This is a genomic window from Aequorivita sp. IT1183 (genome assembly GCF_058068265.1).
The window spans coordinates 385749-408910 of sequence record NZ_JBYRHS010000002.1 but is presented as its reverse complement, the minus strand read 5'-3'; the positions used below and the strand labels follow the sequence as shown (position 1 = coordinate 408910).

Sequence of the window (23162 nt, the reverse complement as noted above, 5' to 3'; positions counted from 1 at the left end):
CTAATTTTGAATTACAACTAATATTCTAATATGAAGAGATCTAGTTTTATAATCGCGGCGACAATTCTGCTAATTTCATTTACTGTGAACGCACAGGAAAAATGGACCGTAGAATTTAGGCCGGCGCTTAATTTTCCTACTAATAATATGGGAAATATTGATGCGAAAGTCGGTTTCGGATTTGAATTAACTGGCGCTTATAAAATTATGCCACACTTGTCTGCTTATGCGGGTTGGGGATGGAATGAGTTTAAAGGAGAAGATAATTTCTCAACAGAAGAAATTACTTTTCAGGAATCTGGATATATGTTTGGGCTTCAGATTATCCGGCCCATTGGTACTTCTTCATATTCGTATTTGGCAAGGGCTGGCGTGATTTACAACCTTATAGAATTGGAAAATAATGCTGGCACCATTTCCGAAGAAACCAGCTACGGCTTAGGATGGCAGCTTGCAGTGGGCGTTGATTATGAGTTTACCGCTAATCTATCTTTACGCCCAATGTTTCGGTACCGCTCGCTGTCAAGAGATTTGGAAATTGCAAATGTTTCAACGGAACTAAAGCTTAATTATATTTCTTTTGGAATAGGGTTGGCGTGGGATTTTTAAATTTTGAAATGTTTCGCTCATTCGCTGTATTAGCACGATAATATTTCGATTCAATAAATATTAGTTTTAATGTTTTACTTTAACTATTAGTTGTTTAAATCGCCACAATCGCAAACGTTTACAGTTTTTCCATCCATAGCTTCAAATGCAGCTTCAATGGTTTCTCTTCTGTACGTTTTATTCTCAAAACCAGGATAAATATTTTCGAATTGAACGTCTTTCCCATCCGCATCTTTTCCCGATAAATCGTATCTAATAACCACTTTCGTTTCTAAAGGAGCATAGTAATACACAATCCAAGCATCAGATTCTCGTAAGCCAATACAACCATTGGAATAGGCTTTACCCAAGGTCTCCAAATTGGTGGTAGGGTGAATAAGTTGCCCAAAACGGCGACCGTCAATTTCTGGTTCTATCCAAGGAATTGCAGGAAGCTCCGTAACCTTCTTATCATCCCGATTTGTTTTGAAATACCTATGGTTGTCCTTCGGATTGATAAACCATGGTTTTTTATTAACTCTAACGATTTTTCCTATGCCAGGTTTTGTACGCATATCTACAACGCCCTTTGCCATGGCTAAGTAACGCTTGTTATTTTGGCCAACTCTAACAGGAAACTTCTTTATAACCTTTCCATCTTCTATAATACGAAGTTTATACTCCGGAATATTTATATCTAGATAGGTGTTTGCCATAACTTTTCTAATATTTTGAGTTTGTACAGAATCTGGAATCAGCAGTGTTTGTCCTTCATAAAGTGCATTCAATGCTTGAGAATCTTCGTTGAAAATTCCTCTATCCATTAAGTAATAATAATCTGTATGTGCCAGCGTGTCCATAATCCACTTGTTGTTATGCACGATAATATACTCATCAATAGCATAGTTGTGGTTTTCATTATAATCGGCAACAATACTATCCATCCACTTAAAATATTTGCGAATAGGCACATCTTTATTCACGACTATTTCAATCGGTATTGGAATATTTTGTTGAATAATACTGTTAATTTCAACTAACTCACTATCCGTTTCAATTGACGTGTTTTGGTCAACAGATTTCGCATCATTGATCACTTTATTGCTATTTAAGCAGCCAATAAGTAAGAAAGAGAAAGTGAGTAATAAGATATTTTTCATTTGTTAGATTCGTTGTTTCTTTTTGCGAAACTAATTCATTTACAGTAAATTAGTTCAGCTTTATTAAAAGTCAAACCTAAGCAGTTATTAATCAAAATGGTATGACATTAGTCAGTTTAGGGCTATTTCTTTTTAGATGAGTTCATCTGTTAAAGACTTGATATGCTGACTAAAATCATATTTATAGCACATAACGAACACTACATTTGAATTTTACTTTTTATGAATAAATCCACTTCTATAGTATCCAACACGAAATCATTCTTTGCCGAAATCGGCGATATGACTTTGTTTGCTGGGCGTTTTTTCAGGGAAGTATTTAGTCCGCCATTTGAATTTAAGGAATTACTTCGCCAGTGTTACAACATGGGCAATCGCTCCTTGCTTTTGGTGGGTGTAACTGGTTTTATTTTAGGGTTGGTATTTACACTGCAGTCACGGCCTACTTTAATGCAGTTTGGCGCACAATCTTGGATGGCTTCCATGGTGAGTCTTTCCATAGTTCGCGAAATAGGGCCCGTAATAATCGCACTTATTTGCGCGGGCAGGATTGGTTCCGGAATTGGCGCCGAGCTTGGCTCTATGCGTGTTACAGAGCAGATAGATGCCATGGAAGTTTCAGGCACTAATCCCTTTAAATATTTAGTAGTTACGCGTGTTGTAGCCACTACATTAATGCTGCCATTATTAATAATTATGGGAGATGCAATTGCACTTTTTGGCTCTGCTTTAATCGAAAATTTAAAAGGAGATGTTTCCTTTTTGCTCTATTTTAATCAGGTTTTCGATGCCTTAAAATTTGGCGATATAATTCCGGCAACCGTAAAATCGGTTTTTTTCGGTTTTGCCATTGGCTTGGTAGGATGTTATAAAGGCTATAATTGTGCAAAAGGAACCGTTGGGGTGGGAGAGGCATCAAATAGTGCAGTAGTTTATATCTCGATGCTACTATTTATTATCGATTTTATTGCTGTTTTTGTAACCGATATCTTTTTTGAAATATAAATGAATTCTGAAGAAAACATAAAACCAGTACTCGAGTTAAAAAACCTTCAAAAAAGTTTTGGAGACATTCACGTCCTCAAAGGTTTCAACCTAAAACTTTTTAAAGGAGAAAACTTGGTAGTTATGGGAAAATCGGGTTCGGGAAAATCGGTCATGGTAAAATGTTTGGTGGGTTTAATTCAGCCCGACAGCGGTAGTATCAGAATAAAAGATCAAGATATTATTACAATGGGACATAAGGAATTGGACATTCTTAGAACCGAAATAGGCTTTCTTTTTCAGGGAAGCGCATTATACGATTCTATGACTGTGCGCGAAAATCTGGAATTTCCATTGCGGCGTCATAAAGATAAAATTGAAAATTTTCAAGGAACTGAAATTTTAGTAAAAGAAGCTTTGGAAAATGTTGGCTTATCAAAGGCTATAGATTTAATGCCCGCCGAACTTTCTGGCGGAATGCAGCGACGTGTTGCTTTGGCTAGAGCATTAATTCTGAAACCAAAAATTATAATGTACGATGAGCCTACAACGGGTTTGGACCCGATTACGGCAAAGGAAATTATTGAGCTAATGCGAAGTATTCAAGAAAAATATAATACCTCCTCCCTTATTATCACGCACGATGTGGATTGTGCGAGAGTAATCTCAAATAGAATGATTTTATTGGTGGATGGAATCAATTATGCAGAAGGTACTTTCGAGGAGCTTTCACAATCTAAAGATCCTCAAGTACAAGCATTTTTTAAAAACTAATAGTATGGAAAAATCAACTTCACAAAAAATAAAGGTCGGTGTTTTTGTAGTCATCGGCACAGTACTTCTTATAGCTGCTCTTTATTTTATTGGAAGCAAGCAGCAAATGTTCAGTAAAAATATTGAAATCTATGCCACGTTCTCGAACGTAAACGGGTTAACCTTGGGTAACAACGTGCGTTATTCAGGAATTAACATCGGTACAGTAAGCAATATAGAAATGGTAAATGAAGGTAACATCACCGTCCAAATGACAGTGGAAGAGAAAACTTCAAAATTCATTAAAACAGATGCTATTGCTTCAATCAGTTCAGACGGGTTGGTTGGTAGCATGGTGGTAAACATCATTCCAGGGAAAGAGGAGCATGCAAGACAGGTGGTTTCTGGTGATACAATTAAAATCTACAATAAAGTTAGTACAGATGAAATGCTTTCTACGCTAAACACTACCAATGAAAATGCCGCCTTATTAACTGCTGATTTATTGAAGATAACAAACCAAATAGTTGCAGGTAAAGGTACTTTGGGTGCATTGGTGAACGATAGTTTGATGGCAAAAGATATACAGCAATCTGCGGAAGAACTTAAAAATATGACTTCGGGAGCTACCGAGATAATTACTCAAATCAAGAATATTATTTTCAAAATAAATTACGACGAAAGCGCCGCAGCCGTACTTTTGAGCGATACAGTTTCAAAAAACCAACTTCAGAAAGTATTTGGAAATCTTGAAAAATCTAGCAATAATATCAATGACGTGACCAAAAATTTGGAAGAATATATCAACGAAATTAAATCTGGAAAAGGAGCATTAAATCAAATTACTCAAGATGAAGTTCTGGTGAAAAATATTGATTCTACAATGGTTAACATAAAGGAGGCAGCCGAGAAATTGAATGAAAATATGGAAGCATTAAAGCATAATTTTCTTTTTCGAGGATATTTCAACAAACTGGAGCGACAGCAAAGGCGAGAAGCCAAGAAAAATTAGTTTTATTTCGGTATTTTCGTTCTTTTAAATCCAACCAAAATAAATGTGGCATGCTCAATAATTTAAAAGAAAATTTTTCCAATATTTTTGAAGAAGCCCTCATCGAGGAAATAAATCAAGTAGGGACTTTAAAAGAAATAAAAGAAGGTGAAAAATTAATCGAAATCGGTGATTATGTGCGGTCTATGCCACTTTTGATTTCGGGCGCCGTAAAAATTTTGAGGGAAGATGAAAATGGCGATGAATTATTGCTTTATTTCTTGGAGCGTGGAGACACTTGCGCCATGACTTTAACCTGTTGTTTGGGACAAAAGAAAAGTGAAATTCGCGCCATTGCAGAACTTGATACTACCTTAATAATGATACCCATCCTAAAAATGGAAGAGTGGACGGGTAAGTATAAAAGCTGGCGTAATTTTGTATTCCAAAGTTACCAAGAACGCCTTACTGAGATGCTCGAAACCATTGATAGTATTGCCTTTTACAATATGGATGAACGTTTGGTAAAATATCTTCAGAACAAACAAAAGGTTACGAATGATTCTGTGATTAATTCTACACATCAGGAAATAGCTTACGAACTTCACACTTCGCGCGTGGTGGTTTCGCGTTTATTGAAAAAATTAGAAACGCTAGGTAAAATCGAACTTTTTAGAAACAGTATTAAGATCATTTCGCTTTAATTTCATACTCTAATTTTTAAAAATTTTGTTTGAAATGTAACTATTGTTACTGCCAGACGGGTTGTCATTGGTTACCTTTATAATTCAAAATTATGTAAATAAATTATGGAGAATCAAGATACCAAAGAAACAACGTCAATGCCCAGAATTGGCGATATTGCGCCAGATTTTACAGCCAAAACAACTACGGGCGAAATAAAACTTTCAGAATTCGCAAAAGATAAGTGGATACTTATGTTTTCGCATCCAGCCGATTTCACACCTGTTTGTACTACTGAGTTAAGTGGTTTTGCTACTCGTAAACCCGAATTTGACGATTTAAATACCGAATTGTTAGGATTGAGTATTGACAGCATTCACTCTCACTTAGGGTGGGTAAGCAATGTGCGCGAAAAAACTGGAGTCTATTTTAACTTCCCAATCATTGCCGATATAGATATGAAAGTTGCCAAACTTTATGGCATGCTACAGCCCAATGAAAGTGAAACCGCGGCCGTTAGGGCAGTTTTCTTCATAGATCCAAACAAGAAAATAAGGTTGATTATGTATTACCCGTTAAATGTGGGTCGTAATATGAATGAAATTTTGAGAGCACTAGAAGCTCTGCAAACTTCAGATAAATTTGGTGTTGCAATGCCTTTAGATTGGAAAAAAGGTGATAAAGTTATCGTTCCACCGCCAAAAACTTTAAAAGAGATGGAAGCACGAATAAATGATGATTCAGTAGAAAAAATCGATTTTTATTTGGCGAAAAAATCACTTTAATTTTTAATTGATTCTTAAAAGTAAACTTATGAAATTAATCGCATTAGCTATTTTAGGAAGTATTTTATTTGCTTGCAATACGCAATCCAAAGAGAAATATTCCAGTATAAACAATGACTCGAAAGATTTGGCATTTGCTGAATTTCAAGAGCATCCAGGGAAGAAATTGATGGAGAATAACTGTTATGTTTGCCACAATCCGAAATCTTCTGAAGACCAAATGATGGCCCCGCCTATGGTAGCTGTGAAAATGCATTATATTACTGACGATACTTCAAAAGAAGAATTTATAGAGTCTATGGTTGCTTGGTCTAAAAAACCTTCCGAAGAAATATCTAAAATGCCCGGGGCGATTAAAAAATTTGGAATGATGCCTTACCAATTCTTTCCAGAGAATACGATTCGAGAAATTGCCGATTATATGTATGATAATGAAGTAGAAGAGCCAGAATGGTTTCAGGAGCATTACGGTAAAATGCACGGTAAAGGTTCTGGAATGAAAAAGGATAGAGAGTAACTATACAAAACCTGCTCGATAAATATATGGATAGCAAAAATTTAGACGAATCGTTTTGGAGTGGGAGATACATTTCGGGCGAAATGGGCTGGGATATTGGCTATGTTTCAACACCCTTAAAAGAATACATCGATCAACTTTCAGATAAAAATTTAAAGATTTTGATTCCAGGAGGAGGGAGCTCTTATGAAGCCGAATATCTTGTAAACAATGGTTTTACCAATGTTTCGGTGGTCGATCTTTCTTCAATTCCGCTAAAAAATTTAAAAGAACGCGTGCCATTGTTTCCAAAGGAAAATCTACTACACTCAGATTTTTTTGAATTAGATAATACATTCGATCTTATTTTGGAACAAACCTTTTTTTGTGCATTAAATCCATCACTTCGCGAAGATTATGTAAAAAAAATGCACCAATTACTAAAACCCAACGGGAAACTTGTTGGGCTCCTTTTCAATATTCCACTCAATAATGATAAGCCACCTTTTGGAGGAAATAAAGAGGAATACCGTTCGCTTTTTGAAACTAAATTCAAAATTGAAAAAATGGAGACGGCTTATAATTCAATCCCAGAGAGGGAAGGAAACGAGCTATTCTTTAAAATTAGAAAGCAATAGTTTTAAAATTTTGTTATAATTCTGCACTTCTTTTTAAGGTCTAAGAAGACTTTCATAAATTCATAAAAAAATATAGTTATGAAAATCAAACAATTTGAATATAAGCCACTTTCACATTATTCGTACGCAATTATTTGTGATGGAAAAATGGCTCTGGTTGATCCCGAAAGAAACCCAATTCAGTATTATAAATATGCCGAAGAAAATGACGCTAAAATTGTCGCTGTTTTTGAAACGCATCCACATGCCGATTTTGTGAGTTCGCATCTTCAAATTCATAATGAAACCGGAGCAAAACTATATTGCAGCGAAAAAACTGGTGCAGATTATCCGCATGAACCTTTTGATGATGGCGATGAAATTATAATGGGAAACACCACATTTAGGGCAATTAATACCCCAGGCCATTCCCCAGACAGCATTACAATAGTTGCCTCAGCAGAAAATAAAACCGCACTTTTTACGGGTGATACGCTTTTTGTAGGAGACGTTGGACGTCCAGATTTACGTGAAAAGGCAGGTCATGAAATAGCAAAACGCGAGGATTTGGCGAAAATGATGTATGATTCTATTCAAAATAAATTCTCTGATTTGCCAGATACTGCTTATGTGTATCCCGCGCACGGGGCAGGTTCACTCTGCGGAAAAGGGATGAGCGCAGACGCTTCGTCCAGCACCCTTGGAAATGAGCGAGTGGGTAACTGGGCTTTCAAAAAGCAAACCGAAGAACAATTTGTAAACCATTTGTTAGACTCCCAACCTTTTATTCCCCATTATTTTGGGTATAATGTGGACGTAAACAAAAACGGTGCAAAAAACTTGCGTGCTACTTTAGGTGAAATTGAATATAAGGTAGCTATTAGCACGATAAAAAACGAAGTTTTAATAGTAGATACTAGGGATGAAGAAGATTTTAAAAAGCATCATTTACCAGGCAGTATAAATATTATGGCCGTTTCTGCAACTTCGAAGTTTGAAACTTGGTTGGGTTCCATTATTCGACCGGAGGAAAAGTTTCATTTAGTCGTAGATTCTATAGAAAATGCCGAAAACATCCTGCAACGCACAGCAAAAATTGGCTATGAAGTAAATGTAAAATCTGTATTCACCATAGAAGTAAAGGATTTAGAAAAATCTGATAATTTCAATTTAGAAGATTTCAAAAACAATACTGAAAATTATACTATTGTAGATATTCGCAATGATAGCGAGGTTGCCGAAGGTAAATTTTTCGATAGTGCAATTGCTATTCCGCTACACCAATTACGCGAAAAGGCTGATGAAATACCAACAGGCAAACCAATAGTAGTGCATTGTGCGGGCGGTTATCGCAGTGCAGCTGGATATAGTATTCTTGCGAAAGTTCTGAAATCGAAAAAAGTTTTTGACCTGAGCGATAACGTCGAGGATTTTAAATAATCACAGTTTTTGACCAAAACAAAGGTCACCGGCATCGCCAAGTCCGGGAAGAATGTAGCCGCGATTATCTAATTTATCGTCCACGGTTGCAATCCAAAGATGGGTGTTTTCTGGAAAGATATTTTCTATGTATTCAATTCCGGGTTTGGCGCCAATAATTGAAAGTATATGAATTTGTTTCGGTGTACCGTGACTTTCAAATGCTTTAAGCACATTTTCCAAAGTTTTACCCGTGGCCAGCATTGGGTCGGTAAGCACTAAAGTTTTTCCTTCAATAGAGGGAGAAGCTAAATAATTTACAATTACTTCAAAGTCGTCGCTATCATTTGGATGGTGGCGATACGCAGAAACAAAAGCATTTTCCGCACGATCGAAAAAATTAATTATTCCATTGTGGAGTGGCAATGCAGCTCTTAAAATGGAGCAAACCACCATATCATTTTCGGGTACTTGCATTTCCTTTTCTCCCAAAGGTGTTGTTATAACTTCAGTTTTATAAACAAGCGTTTTACTCATTTCGTAACTGAGAATTTCACCAATGCGTTCAATGTTTTTTCGAAAGCGCATCGAATCTTTCTGGATGGAAACATCGCGCATCTCCAAAATAAACTGATTGAGGATTGATTTTTCGTAACTGAAATCGTGGATTATCATATTCTTTGAATGAATTAATACGAAGTTAAAATTTCTTGTTGACGAACGGAATAATTCAGCCTATATTTTTTGAATTCACTATATTTTCAAATTTCTAAAACTGTGCTATTTTTACTATTGCGTTAAGGGGCAAATAGAGTTAACAGCTAAATTGATGTTTATCATAATTTATCTCGATATAATTCAATAGTTTTGCCTTAGTGAAAATATTACTAACCATATCGCTCTCTTTTCTCGTTTTTTTCCAAAGCGCAGGGCTTGGTATGTCAGATATTTTTCTTTTCGGCAGGTTTATGGAGCACGCTGAATATCATTCAGATAATTACGGCGACGACTTCGCTACCTTTTTCCAAAAACATTATGGCTCTTTAAAAACAGAACATCAAAAAAATCATAACGAAGAAGAGCAAGAACACCAAGAGCTACCTTTTCAGCATATTTCTTGCCATCACATTACAACTGATATTGTAATTGTACCTTTTGAAATTGCTATTATAAAAGACGATTTGTTCATTGCCCATTCTCACACTTTCTATTACCAAAATTTATATTCTTCTTTGGAAAAGGTTTCTATTTTCCAACCCCCAAAATTTGCATAACTAAATAGACCACTTTGGAAATATAAATTTCCAATTACTTCTATGGTCTCTATTTACCGTTTTTTTTAAAGCGGATAAAATCAATTTTTAGTATTTCATTTTTCAGCGAATATTTTCGTTGAAAAGGATAAATCTTTAATTAGTTATGCTCTCAAAAATCATTCAATTTAGCATTGCAAACAAACTCATTATTGGGTTGTTTACGCTTGTGTTAATAGGCTTTGGCGTGTTTTCACTTACCCAATTATCTATTGGTGCGGTTCCTGATGTTACCAATAATCAAGTACAAGTAATTACCACTTCGCGTAACCTGTCTACTCAGGATATGGAGCAATTTATAACCTATCCCGTGGAACTCGAAATGGCGAATTTGCCAGGAGTGACGGCAATTCGTTCCACCTCAAAATTTGGACTTTCAGTAGTTACCATAGTTTTTGAAGAAAGCATGGGCACCTATTTGCCAAGACAGCTTATTGCAGAAAAAATTCAGTCTGCGGCAGAGAATATTCCCGAAGGTTTTGGCACTCCGCAGATGGGTCCAATAACCACCGGACTGGGCGAAATTTATCAATATATTCTAGATGTAAAACCTGGGTTTGAAGATCGATATTCAAACATGGAACTTCGCACAATTCAGGATTGGATTGTAAAAAGGCAGCTTTCCGGAATTCCTGGGGTAGTAGAAGTAAACACTTGGGGCGGTCATTTAAAGCAATATGAAGTTGCAATAAATACGCACAAACTCAACGCAATGGATATTACGGCGCAGGAGGTATTTACAGCTTTGGAGAAGAACAATAGCGTTTCTGGCGGCGGTTATATTGAAAAGGAAAATCAGGCCTATTTTATTCGCGGAGAGGGTTTAGCTTCTTCTTTGGAAGATATCGGGAACATCGTTGTGAAAAACGATAATGGCTTTCCAATTTATGTGAAAAATATCGCAAAGGTACAATTTGGAAGTGCCCCTCGCTTTGGCGCAATTACCGGAAACGGTGAAGGTGAAAAAGTCTTGGGACAAATTATGATGTTGAAAGACGGCAACTCAAACCAAGTAATCGAAGATGTAAAAAAACGTGTGGCTGAAATTGCAGAATCCCTGCCCGAAGGTGTTTACATCAATCCAGTTTTAGACCGTAGCGTGCTAATTGGTAAAACCACGTTCACCATTGCCGAAAACCTTATTCTGGGAGTGCTTATCGTAATTTTTGTAGTGGTGCTTTTATTAGGAAATCTCCGCTCGGGACTCGTTGTAGCTTCGGTTATACCGTTGTCTTTGCTTTTCACTTTATCGTTAATGTATATTTTCGGCGTAGATGCAAATTTAATGAGTCTTGGCGCGATTGACTTCGGAATTATTATTGACGGAGCGGTTATTATAGTTGAGTTTGTAGCGTTTCAAATAAGTACAAATGCTTCAAAACTAAACGCACTTTCTTCCGAAGAAAAACAAATAGCAAAAGATAATCTCACAGCAAAAAGTTCTTCAAAAATGATGAATTCTGCCATTTTCGGGCAGCTTATTATTTTGATTGTTTTTATTCCAATCCTATCACTTAGCGGGGTAGAGGGCAAAATGTTTAAACCAATGGCGATGACTTTTAGCTTCGCATTGTTGGGGGCAATGTTGCTTTGCTTTACGTATGTGCCTGTGGCAGCAGCGGTATTTTTAAAACCTACCGAAGTTTCAAAAAGAAATATTTCAGTTAGAATAATGACTTTCCTAAACCGTTTTTACGAACCAACAATTCGTTGGGCATTGGGTGCTAAAAAGTTGGTTTTAGGCGTTGCGGTTTTAATTCTTATTTCAACAATTTATCTTTTCACAACTATGGGCGGCGAGTTTGTGCCAACGCTCGATGAAGGCGATTTTGTAATTCAACCTGTACTAAAAACGGGTACTTCTCTCAGTAATACGATTGCTATAACGACGCATATTGAAAAAATCCTTTTAGAAAATTTCCCAGAAGTAGATCAGGTGGTAAGCCGCATTGGAGCTGCCGAGGTTCCCACAGACCCTATGTCTATGGAAGAAAGTGATGTTATTGTTACTCTTAAACCAAAAAGCGAATGGGTTTCGGCAAGCAGTAAAAATGAATTGGCAGATAAATTTAAAGAAGCTTTGGCGATAATCCCGGGAATGGAAGTGGAATTCACCCAACCCATTGAAATGCGTTTTAACGAGCTTATTACAGGGGTGCGGGCAGATATTGCAATCAAAATTTTTGGTGAAGATTTGGATGTGCTTAACAATAAGGCTAATGAAATAAAGAGTCTTGTTGAAAATGTTGATGGCGCCGATGATATTACAGTGGAAAAAGTAGTGGGTCTGCCAGAGATGAATGTGAAATTCGATCGAGCTAAAATTGCTCGTTACGGCCTCAATATTGAAGATTTAAACGAAATGATTGCAATGGGTTTTGCAGGTAAATCTGTGGGAAGCATTTTTGAAGGAGAAAAACGCTTCGATCTCGTGGTGCGGCTTGACGAAAACAACCGTCGCGATCTTTCAAATCTGCAAAATCTGTATGTAGATACACCTACTGGCGAAAAGGTTCCGTTGCGCGAACTTGCTGAAATAAAATATACCAAAGGCGCGGCAAAAATATCGCGAGACGATACCAAACGCCGGATTGTAGTTGGCATCAACGTACGTAGTCGCGACTTGCAAAGTGTTGTAGACGATGTGCAAAAATTGATTGACGATAATGTAAAGCTCCCCGTGGGCTACAGTATAGATTATGGCGGGCAGTTTGAAAATCTTCAAAGCGCGAAAGATAGATTACTGTTTGCGGTGCCAGTGGCATTAGTGCTAATTTTCTTCTTGCTTTATTTCGCCTTTAATTCTGTAAAGGAAGCATTGATGATTTATTCCGCAATTCCACTAGCTGCAGTAGGTGGTGTATTGTTACTGTGGATTCGCGATATGCCTTTTAGTATTTCGGCTGGGGTTGGATTTATTGCTCTTTTCGGGATTGCCGTCCTCAACGGAATTGTTTTAATAGAACATTTTAAAGAACTTAAAAAAGAGGGAATGACAGATAAAAACGAACTTATCGTGCACGGCGCTAAAAATCGTCTACGAGCGGTTTTGCTAACGGCTTCCGCTGCGGCGCTCGGCTTTTTACCAATGGCTATTTCAACCAATGCAGGTGCCGAAGTACAAAGACCTTTGGCAACTGTTGTAATTGGCGGTTTAGTAACTGCAACCATTTTAACTTTGGTTGTGTTGCCGGTGCTGTTTTCAATTTTCGATTCGGATAAAAAGATAAAGATTCGGAAATCTAAAAGAAAGACTTTACCGATGATAACTATTTTGTTTTTCCTCGGTTTTTCGGGAATAGCGCAAGAAAAGTCGAATAATTTGAACGATTTGCAGCAAATGGCTTTGGAAAATAATGCAGGTTTAAAAGCATCTTCACTTCAGGTTGATGAAGCAGACGCTTTGATAGGAAGTGCTTTCAACTTCGATAAAACCAATGTGTTTTATGAGTTTGACGAAAATAATATGGGGCCAAACAATGAGCCGCTTAAGATTTTTGGCGTGCAGCAAAACTTCCTATTTCCAACGGTTTATTTCGCAGAGAAAAATGTAAATAAACGCCAGTTTGAAATGCAAAGCAGCCAATACGAAATTCAGAAACGCAAAACTGATGGGGTGGTTGCAGCTGCATATTATCAATTTCAATTTGAGAAAAATAGAGAACGCGTTTACGAAAGTTTGGACAGTTTGTATCAAAATTTTGCCCACGCTGCCCAGCGTCGTTTTGAATTGGGAGAAACCAATTATTTAGAAAAAATAACCGCCCGCGCCAAACAACGACAATTAGAAACCGATTACAGGCAGAGTAAAGAGGATGTGAAAATTGCAATGTCGCGTTTAAAAACAGTCGTTCAATCTAAGGATAGTTTGCTGATTGCGGCGCAGCCATTGGAGAAATTGCAACTATCGCTTTCAGATTTGCAAGCACATCCGGCGATAGATTATTACGAAAACAGAAATGAATTTTATCAAGCAAAACAAAGTCTCGAAAAGCAACATTTGCTGCCAGACATTAGCCTTACTTATTCGCTGGGAAGTAATTCTGGATTGAACGAGAATCTGTATGGATACCAAATTGGTCTAAAAATTCCGTTGCTTTTTAGCGGGAATGCTTCAAAAATAAGAGCTTCGAAAATTGCTTCGGAAGTAAGTCTACAGCAAACGGAAGATTATAAAATTCATTTGAATTCGCGGAGAGTTCAACTGCTAAATGAAGTTTCAAAATATGAAGAAGCACTTCTATATTATGAAACCGAAGGAAAATCACTTTCCGAAGAAATTCTAAAAACGGCAAATATCAGTTTCAAAAATGGTGAAATAGACTTTTTTCAATACATCTTAAGTCTTGAAAACGCTTACGAAATTGAATTGCAACATCTAGAAAACCTCAATAAATACAATCAAGCGGTTATCGCAATCAACTATTTAATTCTATAAAATAATAATTATGAAATATATAAAATCACTTTTGTTGCTTTTGGTACTTGTTTCGGTGTCCTGCAACAATTCAAATAAAGAAGAAGCTTCCTCAGAAATCAGTAAAGAAGTAACCGATTCTGGGAATATTCATCTTTCCAAAGCGCAATTCGAAAACGCAAAAATGGAAATCGGCCAACTCACCGAACAACCTTTTGCAGAAATAGTGCAAACCAGCGGAATGATTGACGTGCCGCCACAGAGCAGAGCGATTATAAGCGCGTTTGCTGGCGGATATATTAAAAACACGCCCTTATTAATTGGCAGTAAAGTTAGTAAAGGACAGCGTTTGGTAACGCTGGAAAATCCTGAATTTATAACGATGCAGCAGAATTTTTTAGAAACCGCAGAGAAGCTTTCGTATTTAAAATCTGAGTACGACCGACAGAAAATAATGATGGATGAAAAAATTACTTCACAAAAGAGTTTTTTAAAGGCCGAAAGTGAATATAGATCTAATTTGGCGCGTTACAACAGCTTGAAGAAAAACCTAGAAATGTTGAATATAAATGCTGCTTCGGTGCAAGCGGGCAATATTGTTTCGCAAGTAAATATTTACAGCCCTATTGACGGCAATGTAACCCAAGTTTTTGTGAATACGGGCACCTATGTTTCGCCAGCCGATAAGATTATGGAAATTATGAATACCGACCATATTCACTTAGAACTGAAAGTTTTTGAAAAGGATTTAATGCAACTTAAAAAGGAACAGGAAATACTATTTACGGTGCCCGAAGCTTCAAAAGAAACCTTTAATGGCGGAGTGCATTTAGTTGGCACTTCCATAGACCCAACTTCGCGCGTGGCTTTAATTCACGGTCATATTGAGGAGAAAGACGAGCATAACTTTACAGCCGGAATGTTTGTGGAAGCACAGATTATTACGGGCACGAAAAACCAAATGGCGCTTCCCGAAAATGCTATTGTTGAAATGGATGGCAAAAAATATGTTTTGATAATTGAAAACGAAAATGACGAAGAGTTTGAAATCCACCAAATGGAAGTTAAAATAGGACCCACATATCGCGGTTTTACAGCTATTGAAAACAGTTCCGAAATTAAACCCGACAGCAGGTTTTTAATTAAAGGTGCTTTTGTGTTATTGAAGGAAGAAGGTGGCGGAGGACATAGTCACTGATGAAATCGAAATCGAAATCGAAAGTGAAATCGAAATTGGGCTGAAACTCGAAGTTTGAGTGTTTTTTAATTGTTCAGGTATTGTTCGTGAAAAGGTGCTTTTTGCGAACAATACGCGAACAATGGCAACATTGATTTCAATAAATGAATTTTAAAATTTAGGATTCAGAATTAAGCACAGGAGCCAGTACTTCCCAAACGGTATTCGCTAATATTTTATGCCCCTCAGCCGTGGGATGTATCCCGTCATTCTGATTTAATTCTTTAATGCCGCCTACATCTTTCAAAATAAAAGGAATAAACTCAAGACTGTTTTCTGAAGCAAGATCAACGAAAATAGCTTTAAATTGTGTTGTATATTCCTGTCCCATATTGGGTGGCAATTGCATTCCCGCCAAAACAATTTTTGTACTGGGGCTTTTCGCTTTTACCGCATCTATAATTGCTTGTAAATTAGCTTTAGTTTCAGTTATAGCTACACCTCGCAACCCGTCATTTGCGCCAAGTTCTAAAACGAATACATCAATATCTTGGTTTAGAATCCAATCGATTCTACTTTTTCCGCCAGCGGAAGTTTCACCACTCACTCCAGAATTTACAACTACATAATTCAACTCTAAAGAATCAATTTTAGACTGTATAATTCCGGGAAAGGCATCATTAGTATCATTTAAGCCATAACCGGCAGTAATGCTATCGCCAAAAAACAATATGGTTTTGCTTGAAGTGTTTTCTGTAGTCTCATTTTCAGTAGTAGCATTTTCGTCAGTAACTACAGTTGCTTTTGATTTTGTGTCATTTCCACAGGATATCACCACAAAAACCAGTACGAAATAACAAAACTTTATGAGGTTTCGGTATTTGTAAACTGTACTATTCAAAAGGGTTTCTTTAATTTTGGGCTTCGGCATAAGGTCGGTAATTATTATAAAATTTAAATGGCAAAGATATTAAAGATTAACGGGCTGGAGAAGACTTATAAAAGTGGTTCTAAACAATTAACAGTCCTTCAAAATGTTTCTTTCGACGTTGAAAAAGGACAAACATTCTCCATCGTCGGTCCCTCAGGTAGTGGAAAAACCACACTATTAGGATTAGCGGCAGGCTTAGACACCCCTAGCGCTGGCACGGTTGAATTATGCGGTCATATTTTAAACACGCTAAATGAGGACGAACGCGCCCATCTTCGAAATGAAGAAGTGGGTTTCATTTTTCAAGACTTTCAATTATTGCCAACATTAACGGCCCTAGAAAATGTAAGTGTGCCTTTAGAGCTGCAAGGCGCCGAAAACGCAAATAGCAGAGCAAAAGAACTTTTAGAAAAGGTTGGATTGGGCGATCGTGTGCATCATTACCCTTCACAATTATCTGGTGGTGAGCAGCAGCGTGTTGCTGTAGCAAGAGCATTTTCCAATAGCCCTTCAATTTTATTTGCAGACGAACCTACCGGGAATCTAGATGAAGAAACTGGCGAGAAAGTAATTCAGTTGCTTTTCAACCTTAATGAAGAGACAGGAACAACGCTGGTGATTATTACCCACGATTTAGATTTAGCTGCAAGAACACAGCAAATTTTAAGATTAAAAGGCGGTAAGATTTTAACGAACGAAACAACTGTAAAAATTTGAACAAGTCACCGTTAAAATCGAATAGCAACACCGCCTGGCTTTTTAAAATGGCCTGGCGCGATGCAAAGGCAAGTAGGGCGCGATTACTGCTTTTTATGGCTTCCATTATCTTAGGAATTGCTGCCGTAGTTTCCATTCAACTTTTCAGCCAAAACCTAACAGCCAATATTCAACGGCAATCAAAATCTTTGATGGGTGCCGATTTTATTATTGATACTAAGCAGCTTCCTAATGAGCGCGCTCAAGCAATTATTGATTCTCTAAAACCCGATGCTTCCGAAGTAAATTTTGTGTCCATGGTTGCTTTTCCGAAAAACGACGGTACTAAATTAGTGCGTGTTCGTGGTTTGCAAGGCGATTTTCCATTTTATGGCACCCTTGAAACAGCACCTGTTAGCGCAGCAACTACCTATCAAGTTTCTGGGGGAGTTTTAGTAGATGCAACTTTAATGTTGCAATATAATCTTCAAGCTGGCGACTCGATTAAAATAGGCGAAATAACCTTGCCCATTGCGGGGGCATTAAAAGCTATACCGGGCAATACGGCGGTTTCAAGTTCTGTAGCACCCTTGGTAATTATACCTTTTCAGTTTATTGAGGCCACAGAATTGTTACAATTCGGAAGTCGAAAAGAATATCAGTTTTTTTACAAGCAACCCAATACAGATTTGGTGGCTTTGGAAGCACAGTTACAACCGATGCTCGAGGCAGAAGATGCCGACTTAGATACGCACACCAGCACCAGTAGCAGATTGGGGCGACGTTATGACAATGTAGGATCGTTCTTAAATCTAACCGCTTTTATTGCGCTATTGCTAGGCTGTGTAGGTATTGCCAGTTCGGTGAATATTTACATCAAAGAAAAAATAAAGGCTATTGCAGTTTTAAAATGTTTAGGCGCGTCCAGAAAACAAAGCTTTTTAATTTTCTTAATACAGATTGCGGGAATAGGAATCTTAGGAGGAATTATAGGAACCGCAATAGGAGTAGGGCTTCAAGAACTTTTCCCCATAGTATTAAAAGAGTTTTTACCTTTCGATCTTACAATTAGCATTACCGCCCAGCCATTAATTATGGGCGTTTTCTTGGGCTTAGTAATGTCGGTTTTGTTTGCTTTACTGCCTTTATTGCGCACTTGGTACGTTTCGCCATTAGAAGTGCTACGATTTAGTGGCGAATCTTCAAAGCAATCACAGTTGGCCAAATATGCTGTTATTGCCGTAATTGTCTTGTTTTTATACGCCTTTTCCTTTTGGTTGCTGCAAGATTGGTTATTTGCGCTAGCCTTTATCGGTGGAATTATGGTAACCTTCGGGATACTTTCAGGAATTGCAATTGGTAGCATGAAATTGGTTAAAACCTATTTTCCGAAAGGAGCAGGATTTACTACACGGCAAAGTCTGCTCAATTTATTTCGTCCCAACAACCAAACTATCGTGTTGCTTGTAGCTATTGGTTTAGGTACATTTTTAATCAGTACGCTATATTTTACAAAGGATATTCTACTGGATAAAACTGCTTTAGGACAAACCTCAGAAAGTGCGAACCTGATAACTTTAGACGTGCAACCAGATCAATTAGCTGAGGTTGTAAACACTTTTAAAGCGAATGATTTGCCAGTTTTAGACAATATTCCGCTGGTTACTATGCGAATGCACAGCATCAAAAATGAATTGGTAAACAGCTTGCGAACCGATAGTACTATCCAAATAAAAGGCTGGGTTTTAAGTCACGAATTTAGAACCACCTACCGCGCAAATCTTATAGATTCCGAAGAAATTATGGAAGGGGAGTGGGTGGCAACGCAAAAGGCAGGCGAGATTGTTCCTGTTTCCATTTCCGATAATCTTTCTGTAGATGCTGATGTTAGTGTTGGCGATTCTATTGTTTTTAATGTGCAAGGCGTACTGATGCCAACCGTAATTAAAAGCATCCGAAAAGTGGATTGGGCAAATCTGCAACCTAATTTTACAGTGCTTTTCCCTAGCGGCGTTTTGGAAAGCGCGCCACAGTTTAATGTACTAACAACCTATGCGCCCACAGAAGCCAGCTCGGCTAAGTTGCAACGCGCCTTGGTAACTAAATTCCCCAATGTGTCGGTTATAGATTTACGGCAGATGTACACCGTAGTAGAAGATATTTTGAATAAGGTTTCGTGGATAATTAATTTTATGGCGTTTTTCAGCATACTTACAGGGATTATTGTTTTGATAGGCTCTGTGCGTACCAGCAAATATCAGCGAATAAAGGAAAGTGTTTTATTGCGGACTTTGGGCGCAAAAAACAAACAGATCCTAACCATTACCGCCCTAGAATATCTATTTCTAGGAATTTTGGGCAGCCTCTTGGGAATCCTTTTGGCACTGATTAGCAGCTTGCTCTTGGCAGTATTTGTATTTGAAGAACCATTTACTCCTTCGCTAATCCCATTCTTGGTTTTTCTACCTGGAATTTCCCTATTGGTTTTGGGGATTGGGTTGAGTAATATTCGAGAGGTTTTAAGGAGTTCGCCGCTGGAGGTGTTGAGAAAGACTGGATAAATAAAACTAGATTTTATAAAATTGAATAGTTTCAAGACCCCAAAGGTTTTTAAAACCTTTGGGGTCTTTGCGAGGGAGTGACGACTAGTTTAACGAAATAGCAACTGGTTTTATCATTGATTTTTAGATAAGGCCGTCAAAACCTTAACTGCTTTTTCAGCGTCTTTTTTATCGACGAAAATATGATCGTGGTAATACCCAGCAATTACATTACAGCTAATATCATTTTTTGATAATTCGGTTGAAAATGCCGCTGTCAAGCCTACAGCATCCAGAGAGGAGTGAACCGTAAGCGTTATCCAAGAAGCAATATATTCATAGGTCAAGTTTAGCGCGTCTGCTTTTTCTTTCGCAATAACAATCGTTGTTCCTTCCTCTTCTTTGAACTCACAAATAGTATCTTTCCGGTCAACTATACTAACATCTTTTAAGGTTGAAAACACATACGCTCCCTCGTTCAGTTTTGGCGTCATTCCTTTTATTAATTCAGATAAATTTGTTTCTCCAGCCATTTAGTTTTTTCTTTTATATATTATTAGTGAAATAACATTCCATACTTCTTCAAATATAATAAACGGAACGTACAGTAGTTGTTTTTCAACTTTTGCTAAGGTGTTTATTCTAAAATTTCGCCTTTTTCTTCAGCGACAATCTTTCCCCAATTGGCAATAGATGTAAGCACGGGAGTTAGACTTTCACCAAATGGTGTTAAGGCGTATTCAACCTTTAATGGTGGTTTTTTGGTGTGAACCTTTCGGGTTATTAAGCCATCGTGTTCCAGTTGTTTTAATTGCAAGCTTAAGGTGCGTTCGGTGATAGTAGATATGAGTTTATGGAGTTCATTATAACGTTTTTTACCATCTACCAAATAGATTAAAATCACACTTTTCCATTAGTTACAATTTGAGACAAACATTCATCATACTAATAATTTTCAGCATTTTGTCTTGTAAACAAAAAGATAAATGTTATCCTGAATTTAAGGAAAGTCTGACTTATCTTAAGGAATATATCGAACCTAATAACAAAGAGAGGTCTATAAGTGAGATTACACGTAATATAGAAGCATTGGAATCTATTTCAGGAATAATGAATCAAGACCAAGGAAATCTAATTGGAAAAATGATGGTTAGGCAAGCGGATATTGACAAATGGGATAAATGGATTTCGGAAAAATGTCCGAATGAAAATATTTCGGAAAAAATCAAAATGGAACAAAGATATGATGATGCAGAAATCCAAGTTATTGACCTATTGCACTTGGTAGAAACTGAAAATAAAGAAGCTTTTGCGAAATTGATTGCTTATCACGGAACTGACAAAAGCAAACATCTAAAAACTCACCTTGACATAAAATCTGAATCGGAGAAAGAAATGAATCTTCGATACTTTTTATCTTTGCAAAATATCATAAATGAGTGTTACAAAATAAAGCCTCGAACTGGAAATATTGACACGGATTTTTCATTTGTGATAACAGATAGTAAAAAGGAAAATATTGGAGATTTAGAAATCATCAGAGTGAATATGAATTACTGTTTGCCAGACGAAGTGGAATGTATTGATAAAACGTTCTATTTCGACTTTGTTTTGGGAGAAAAAGAATATTTATTGATTGACATAAATAAAGCGGAATTATATACCGAACAAAAACTGTAGCTAACACAGGTAACCGTTGCACAACCCCTTAATTTTTAAAAACCGAACCAATATAAGCCGCTTTAAGCGGCTTTGTTTTTTCTTCACATAAAAAGCCTAAAGAAACGCAAGACACATGGGTTTTTTAATATATTTGAAGCTTTGCTTCCTCGCCATATTCTCCCCACTTAATTAATCCTTGTAGGCTATGGCTGGCTTGGTTTTCGAATGCTTGGGTATTGAAAAAAATTAAAATCATAACGCACATTGCCGGATATATGCAATTGTTGTTTTGAATATACACTTGTTGTAAAACATTATGAGAAAAACATTCATATTAATTGTAATAATTCTGACATCTAATTTAGTTAATGCCCAATTTATAAAGGAAAAGTCGATTAACGTACAAATAGGATACGGCCTTAGCGCACCTAATAACAGCATAGACGAAATTGTAGCTGATGGCTTTTTTGGCCAAGGCGAACTAGTCCTTAAAGTCAAATCCTGGCTTGAATTGAGGCCATATGCAGGTTTAATTTTAACTTATTCAAACGGGAAAGATTTGAATGATAAACCAACAGATGAAAAAGCCGAATCTAAAGCGTTTTTATTAGGAGGGAAAGTAAGAGTAAGAGCACCTATACCTTATGTAGCACCATATGTAGAAATTGGAATAGGAACTTCAATTGGAAAATTCGAAACATTTACAGCTTACCATAATATTGATAAAAGTGGAATAATTTACCATATACCTTTTTCATTGGGATTAGAATTAGGTAGCACTAATAATGTTGATTTAGGATTGACCTATTATTTTCAGCCATCTGTTGAACAGTACGCTGGAGCATTTGCAGTTGGACTAACCTTTCCGTTGAATTAATAACGTTTTACAACAAACCGTATATAATTTATTGCTAGTTCTAGCTTACTTACGAATCCCAATAACAATCGGGACTCGCGGATTCTCAACTAGCCCGACAGAGTCGTTCTGGCGGGTTCGGTTATTATTTGCTAATTAAGTACTTAAACACGGAACAAACCATACATAACAACGTTACCACCATATGAAAAAAGAGTTCGTAATTTCAATAATTATTAGTCTGACATTCTTGTCACTTGGCTTTCTATTACTTCATTATGAATTATTCGGATATGGAATATCTTTCTTTGTATTTCTACCATTTGCACTCGGATATATTTTAGGGAAATCGACATTAAAGTCGGCAAGTTTATGGGGATTGATTATCTCACTTGTAATATTCTTTATATTACTTTTTGCTGGTGGACTTGAAGGAATGGTTTGTATTTTAATGGCAATGCCTTTAATAATTGGAGCGGTAGCTCTAGGAGCACTGGTTAAATACTTGACTAACAAAAAGGGTAAGAAAGAAAATTTAATAAAAAGTTCTATTCTTCCATTGTGTCTATTCTTAACATTTGGATTTGTAGAGACTAAACTAACAGAAAACGACACTAATATTATTGAAATTAAGTCGGAAATAATTCTTCCCTATTCTTCAATGAAAGTTTACGAAACAATTAAATCAGTTGACACATTAAATGCCGAAAAGCCTTTTTTAATGAAACTTGACCTTCCAATTCCTCAAAAATGTATTTTGGAAGAAGAAAAAGTCGGAGGAATAAGAACTTGTTATTTTGAGGGTGGTTTAATAGTCGAAAAAATAACGGAACTAGAAAAAGGAAAAATTCTTAAAATGGACGTAATAGACTATCAATTGACTGGTAGAAAATGGCTTGGATTTAAAGAAGCTATTTATTTATTTGACGAGTTAGGAAACGGACAGACCAAAATGACAAGAATAACAACTTATACATCTGAATTATACCCTCGGTTTTATTGGCAACCTTTAGAAAAAATTGGAATTGAACAAGAACACGATTATGTATTTAAGAATTTAGTAATCGACCTGAAAAATAAATACGGTGAGTAA

General features: G+C 36.8%; 21 protein-coding genes and 1 pseudogene. 17 read left to right on the top strand and 5 right to left on the bottom strand.

Going from position 1 to position 23162, the window contains the following annotated elements; all coding sequences use genetic code 11:
• The first annotated feature begins 30 nt into the window (after positions 1-30).
• On the top strand, positions 31-609 hold the full coding sequence (locus AC3RVF_RS04765; protein ID WP_489692900.1) for an outer membrane beta-barrel protein: 579 nt from the start codon (positions 31-33) through the stop codon (positions 607-609).
• A gap of 86 nt (positions 610-695) precedes the next feature.
• Here the strand turns inward: AC3RVF_RS04765 and AC3RVF_RS04760 are convergent, their stop codons facing one another.
• The gene (locus AC3RVF_RS04760; protein ID WP_489690846.1) at positions 696-1748 is read right to left on the bottom strand and encodes a L,D-transpeptidase; all 1053 of its coding nucleotides are present in this window, start codon (positions 1746-1748) and stop codon (positions 696-698) included.
• Positions 1749-1970: 222 nt separating this feature from the next.
• On the opposite strand from AC3RVF_RS04760, the gene AC3RVF_RS04755 reads away from it, so the two are divergent.
• The 8 genes from AC3RVF_RS04755 (at position 1971) to AC3RVF_RS04720 (ending at position 8498) form a co-directional block, all read left to right on the top strand.
• On the top strand, positions 1971-2753 hold the full coding sequence (locus tag AC3RVF_RS04755; RefSeq protein WP_489692899.1) for an MlaE family ABC transporter permease: 783 nt from the start codon (positions 1971-1973) through the stop codon (positions 2751-2753).
• Positions 2754-3506 carry an ABC transporter ATP-binding protein gene (locus AC3RVF_RS04750; RefSeq protein WP_489690848.1) on the top strand — a complete coding sequence of 251 codons (753 nt, stop codon included), beginning with the start codon at positions 2754-2756 and terminating at the stop codon, positions 3504-3506. It abuts the gene before it with no gap.
• Positions 3507-3510: 4 nt separating this feature from the next.
• A complete protein-coding gene (locus AC3RVF_RS04745) occupies positions 3511-4497 on the top strand; it encodes an MlaD family protein (RefSeq protein ID WP_489692898.1) in 987 nt (328 codons plus the stop codon).
• Positions 4498-4547: 50 nt separating this feature from the next.
• Positions 4548-5180, top strand: a complete 633-nt coding sequence (locus AC3RVF_RS04740) for a Crp/Fnr family transcriptional regulator (RefSeq protein WP_489692897.1) — start codon at positions 4548-4550, stop codon at positions 5178-5180.
• A 105-nt stretch (positions 5181-5285) separates the two neighbouring features.
• Positions 5286-5945, top strand: coding sequence for a peroxiredoxin (locus AC3RVF_RS04735; RefSeq protein ID WP_489690851.1), 660 nt, complete (start codon positions 5286-5288; stop codon positions 5943-5945).
• Positions 5946-5973: 28 nt separating this feature from the next.
• Complete coding sequence (locus AC3RVF_RS04730; RefSeq protein WP_489692896.1) at positions 5974-6462, top strand: c-type cytochrome; 489 nt, start codon at positions 5974-5976, stop codon at positions 6460-6462.
• A gap of 26 nt (positions 6463-6488) precedes the next feature.
• On the top strand, positions 6489-7079 hold the full coding sequence (locus AC3RVF_RS04725) for a methyltransferase domain-containing protein (protein WP_489692895.1): 591 nt from the start codon (positions 6489-6491) through the stop codon (positions 7077-7079).
• 78 nt (positions 7080-7157) lie between these two features.
• The gene (locus AC3RVF_RS04720; protein WP_489692894.1) at positions 7158-8498 is read left to right on the top strand and encodes an MBL fold metallo-hydrolase; all 1341 of its coding nucleotides are present in this window, start codon (positions 7158-7160) and stop codon (positions 8496-8498) included.
• Here AC3RVF_RS04720 and upp read toward each other — a convergent pair whose 3' ends face one another.
• Positions 8499-9152 (bottom strand): uracil phosphoribosyltransferase, encoded by a 654-nt coding sequence (upp, locus tag AC3RVF_RS04715; protein WP_489692893.1) that lies wholly within the window; start codon positions 9150-9152, stop codon positions 8499-8501. It abuts the gene before it with no gap.
• Positions 9153-9415: 263 nt separating this feature from the next.
• Here upp and AC3RVF_RS04710 point away from each other — a divergent pair, with 263 nt between their 5' ends.
• From AC3RVF_RS04710 to AC3RVF_RS04700, 3 genes are all read left to right on the top strand, one after another.
• Entirely contained in the window at positions 9416-9751 is a 336-nt protein-coding gene (locus AC3RVF_RS04710; RefSeq protein ID WP_489690856.1) for a hypothetical protein, read from the top strand.
• A gap of 145 nt (positions 9752-9896) precedes the next feature.
• The gene (locus AC3RVF_RS04705; RefSeq protein WP_489692892.1) at positions 9897-14228 is read left to right on the top strand and encodes a CusA/CzcA family heavy metal efflux RND transporter; all 4332 of its coding nucleotides are present in this window, start codon (positions 9897-9899) and stop codon (positions 14226-14228) included.
• 10 nt (positions 14229-14238) lie between these two features.
• Positions 14239-15405 (top strand): efflux RND transporter periplasmic adaptor subunit, encoded by a 1167-nt coding sequence (locus AC3RVF_RS04700; RefSeq protein WP_489690858.1) that lies wholly within the window; start codon positions 14239-14241, stop codon positions 15403-15405.
• Between the two features lie 157 nt (positions 15406-15562).
• Here the strand turns inward: AC3RVF_RS04700 and AC3RVF_RS04695 are convergent, their stop codons facing one another.
• A complete protein-coding gene (locus AC3RVF_RS04695) occupies positions 15563-16315 on the bottom strand; it encodes an arylesterase (protein ID WP_489690859.1) in 753 nt (250 codons plus the stop codon).
• Positions 16316-16342: 27 nt separating this feature from the next.
• Here AC3RVF_RS04695 and AC3RVF_RS04690 point away from each other — a divergent pair, with 27 nt between their 5' ends.
• Together AC3RVF_RS04690 and AC3RVF_RS04685 are read left to right on the top strand one after the other, a co-directional pair.
• On the top strand, positions 16343-17032 hold the full coding sequence (locus tag AC3RVF_RS04690; RefSeq protein WP_489690860.1) for an ABC transporter ATP-binding protein: 690 nt from the start codon (positions 16343-16345) through the stop codon (positions 17030-17032).
• A gap of 47 nt (positions 17033-17079) precedes the next feature.
• Positions 17080-19572, top strand: a complete 2493-nt coding sequence (locus tag AC3RVF_RS04685) for an ABC transporter permease (RefSeq protein WP_489692965.1) — start codon at positions 17080-17082, stop codon at positions 19570-19572.
• A gap of 113 nt (positions 19573-19685) precedes the next feature.
• Here the strand turns inward: AC3RVF_RS04685 and AC3RVF_RS04680 are convergent, their stop codons facing one another.
• Together AC3RVF_RS04680 and AC3RVF_RS04675 are read right to left on the bottom strand one after the other, a co-directional pair.
• Complete coding sequence (locus AC3RVF_RS04680; RefSeq protein ID WP_489692891.1) at positions 19686-20084, bottom strand: ACT domain-containing protein; 399 nt, start codon at positions 20082-20084, stop codon at positions 19686-19688.
• Between the two features lie 104 nt (positions 20085-20188).
• Positions 20189-20464 (bottom strand): annotated as a pseudogene (locus tag AC3RVF_RS04675) (winged helix-turn-helix transcriptional regulator); the annotation flags it as partial.
• A gap of 50 nt (positions 20465-20514) precedes the next feature.
• Here AC3RVF_RS04675 and AC3RVF_RS04670 point away from each other — a divergent pair.
• From AC3RVF_RS04670 to AC3RVF_RS04660, 3 genes are all read left to right on the top strand, one after another.
• On the top strand, positions 20515-21231 hold the full coding sequence (locus AC3RVF_RS04670; RefSeq protein ID WP_489692890.1) for a hypothetical protein: 717 nt from the start codon (positions 20515-20517) through the stop codon (positions 21229-21231).
• 298 nt (positions 21232-21529) lie between these two features.
• Positions 21530-22090: a hypothetical protein gene (locus AC3RVF_RS04665; protein WP_489690864.1), complete on the top strand. Its 561-nt coding sequence runs from the start codon at positions 21530-21532 to the stop codon at positions 22088-22090.
• 184 nt (positions 22091-22274) lie between these two features.
• Positions 22275-23162 carry a hypothetical protein gene (locus AC3RVF_RS04660; RefSeq protein ID WP_489692889.1) on the top strand — a complete coding sequence of 296 codons (888 nt, stop codon included), beginning with the start codon at positions 22275-22277 and terminating at the stop codon, positions 23160-23162.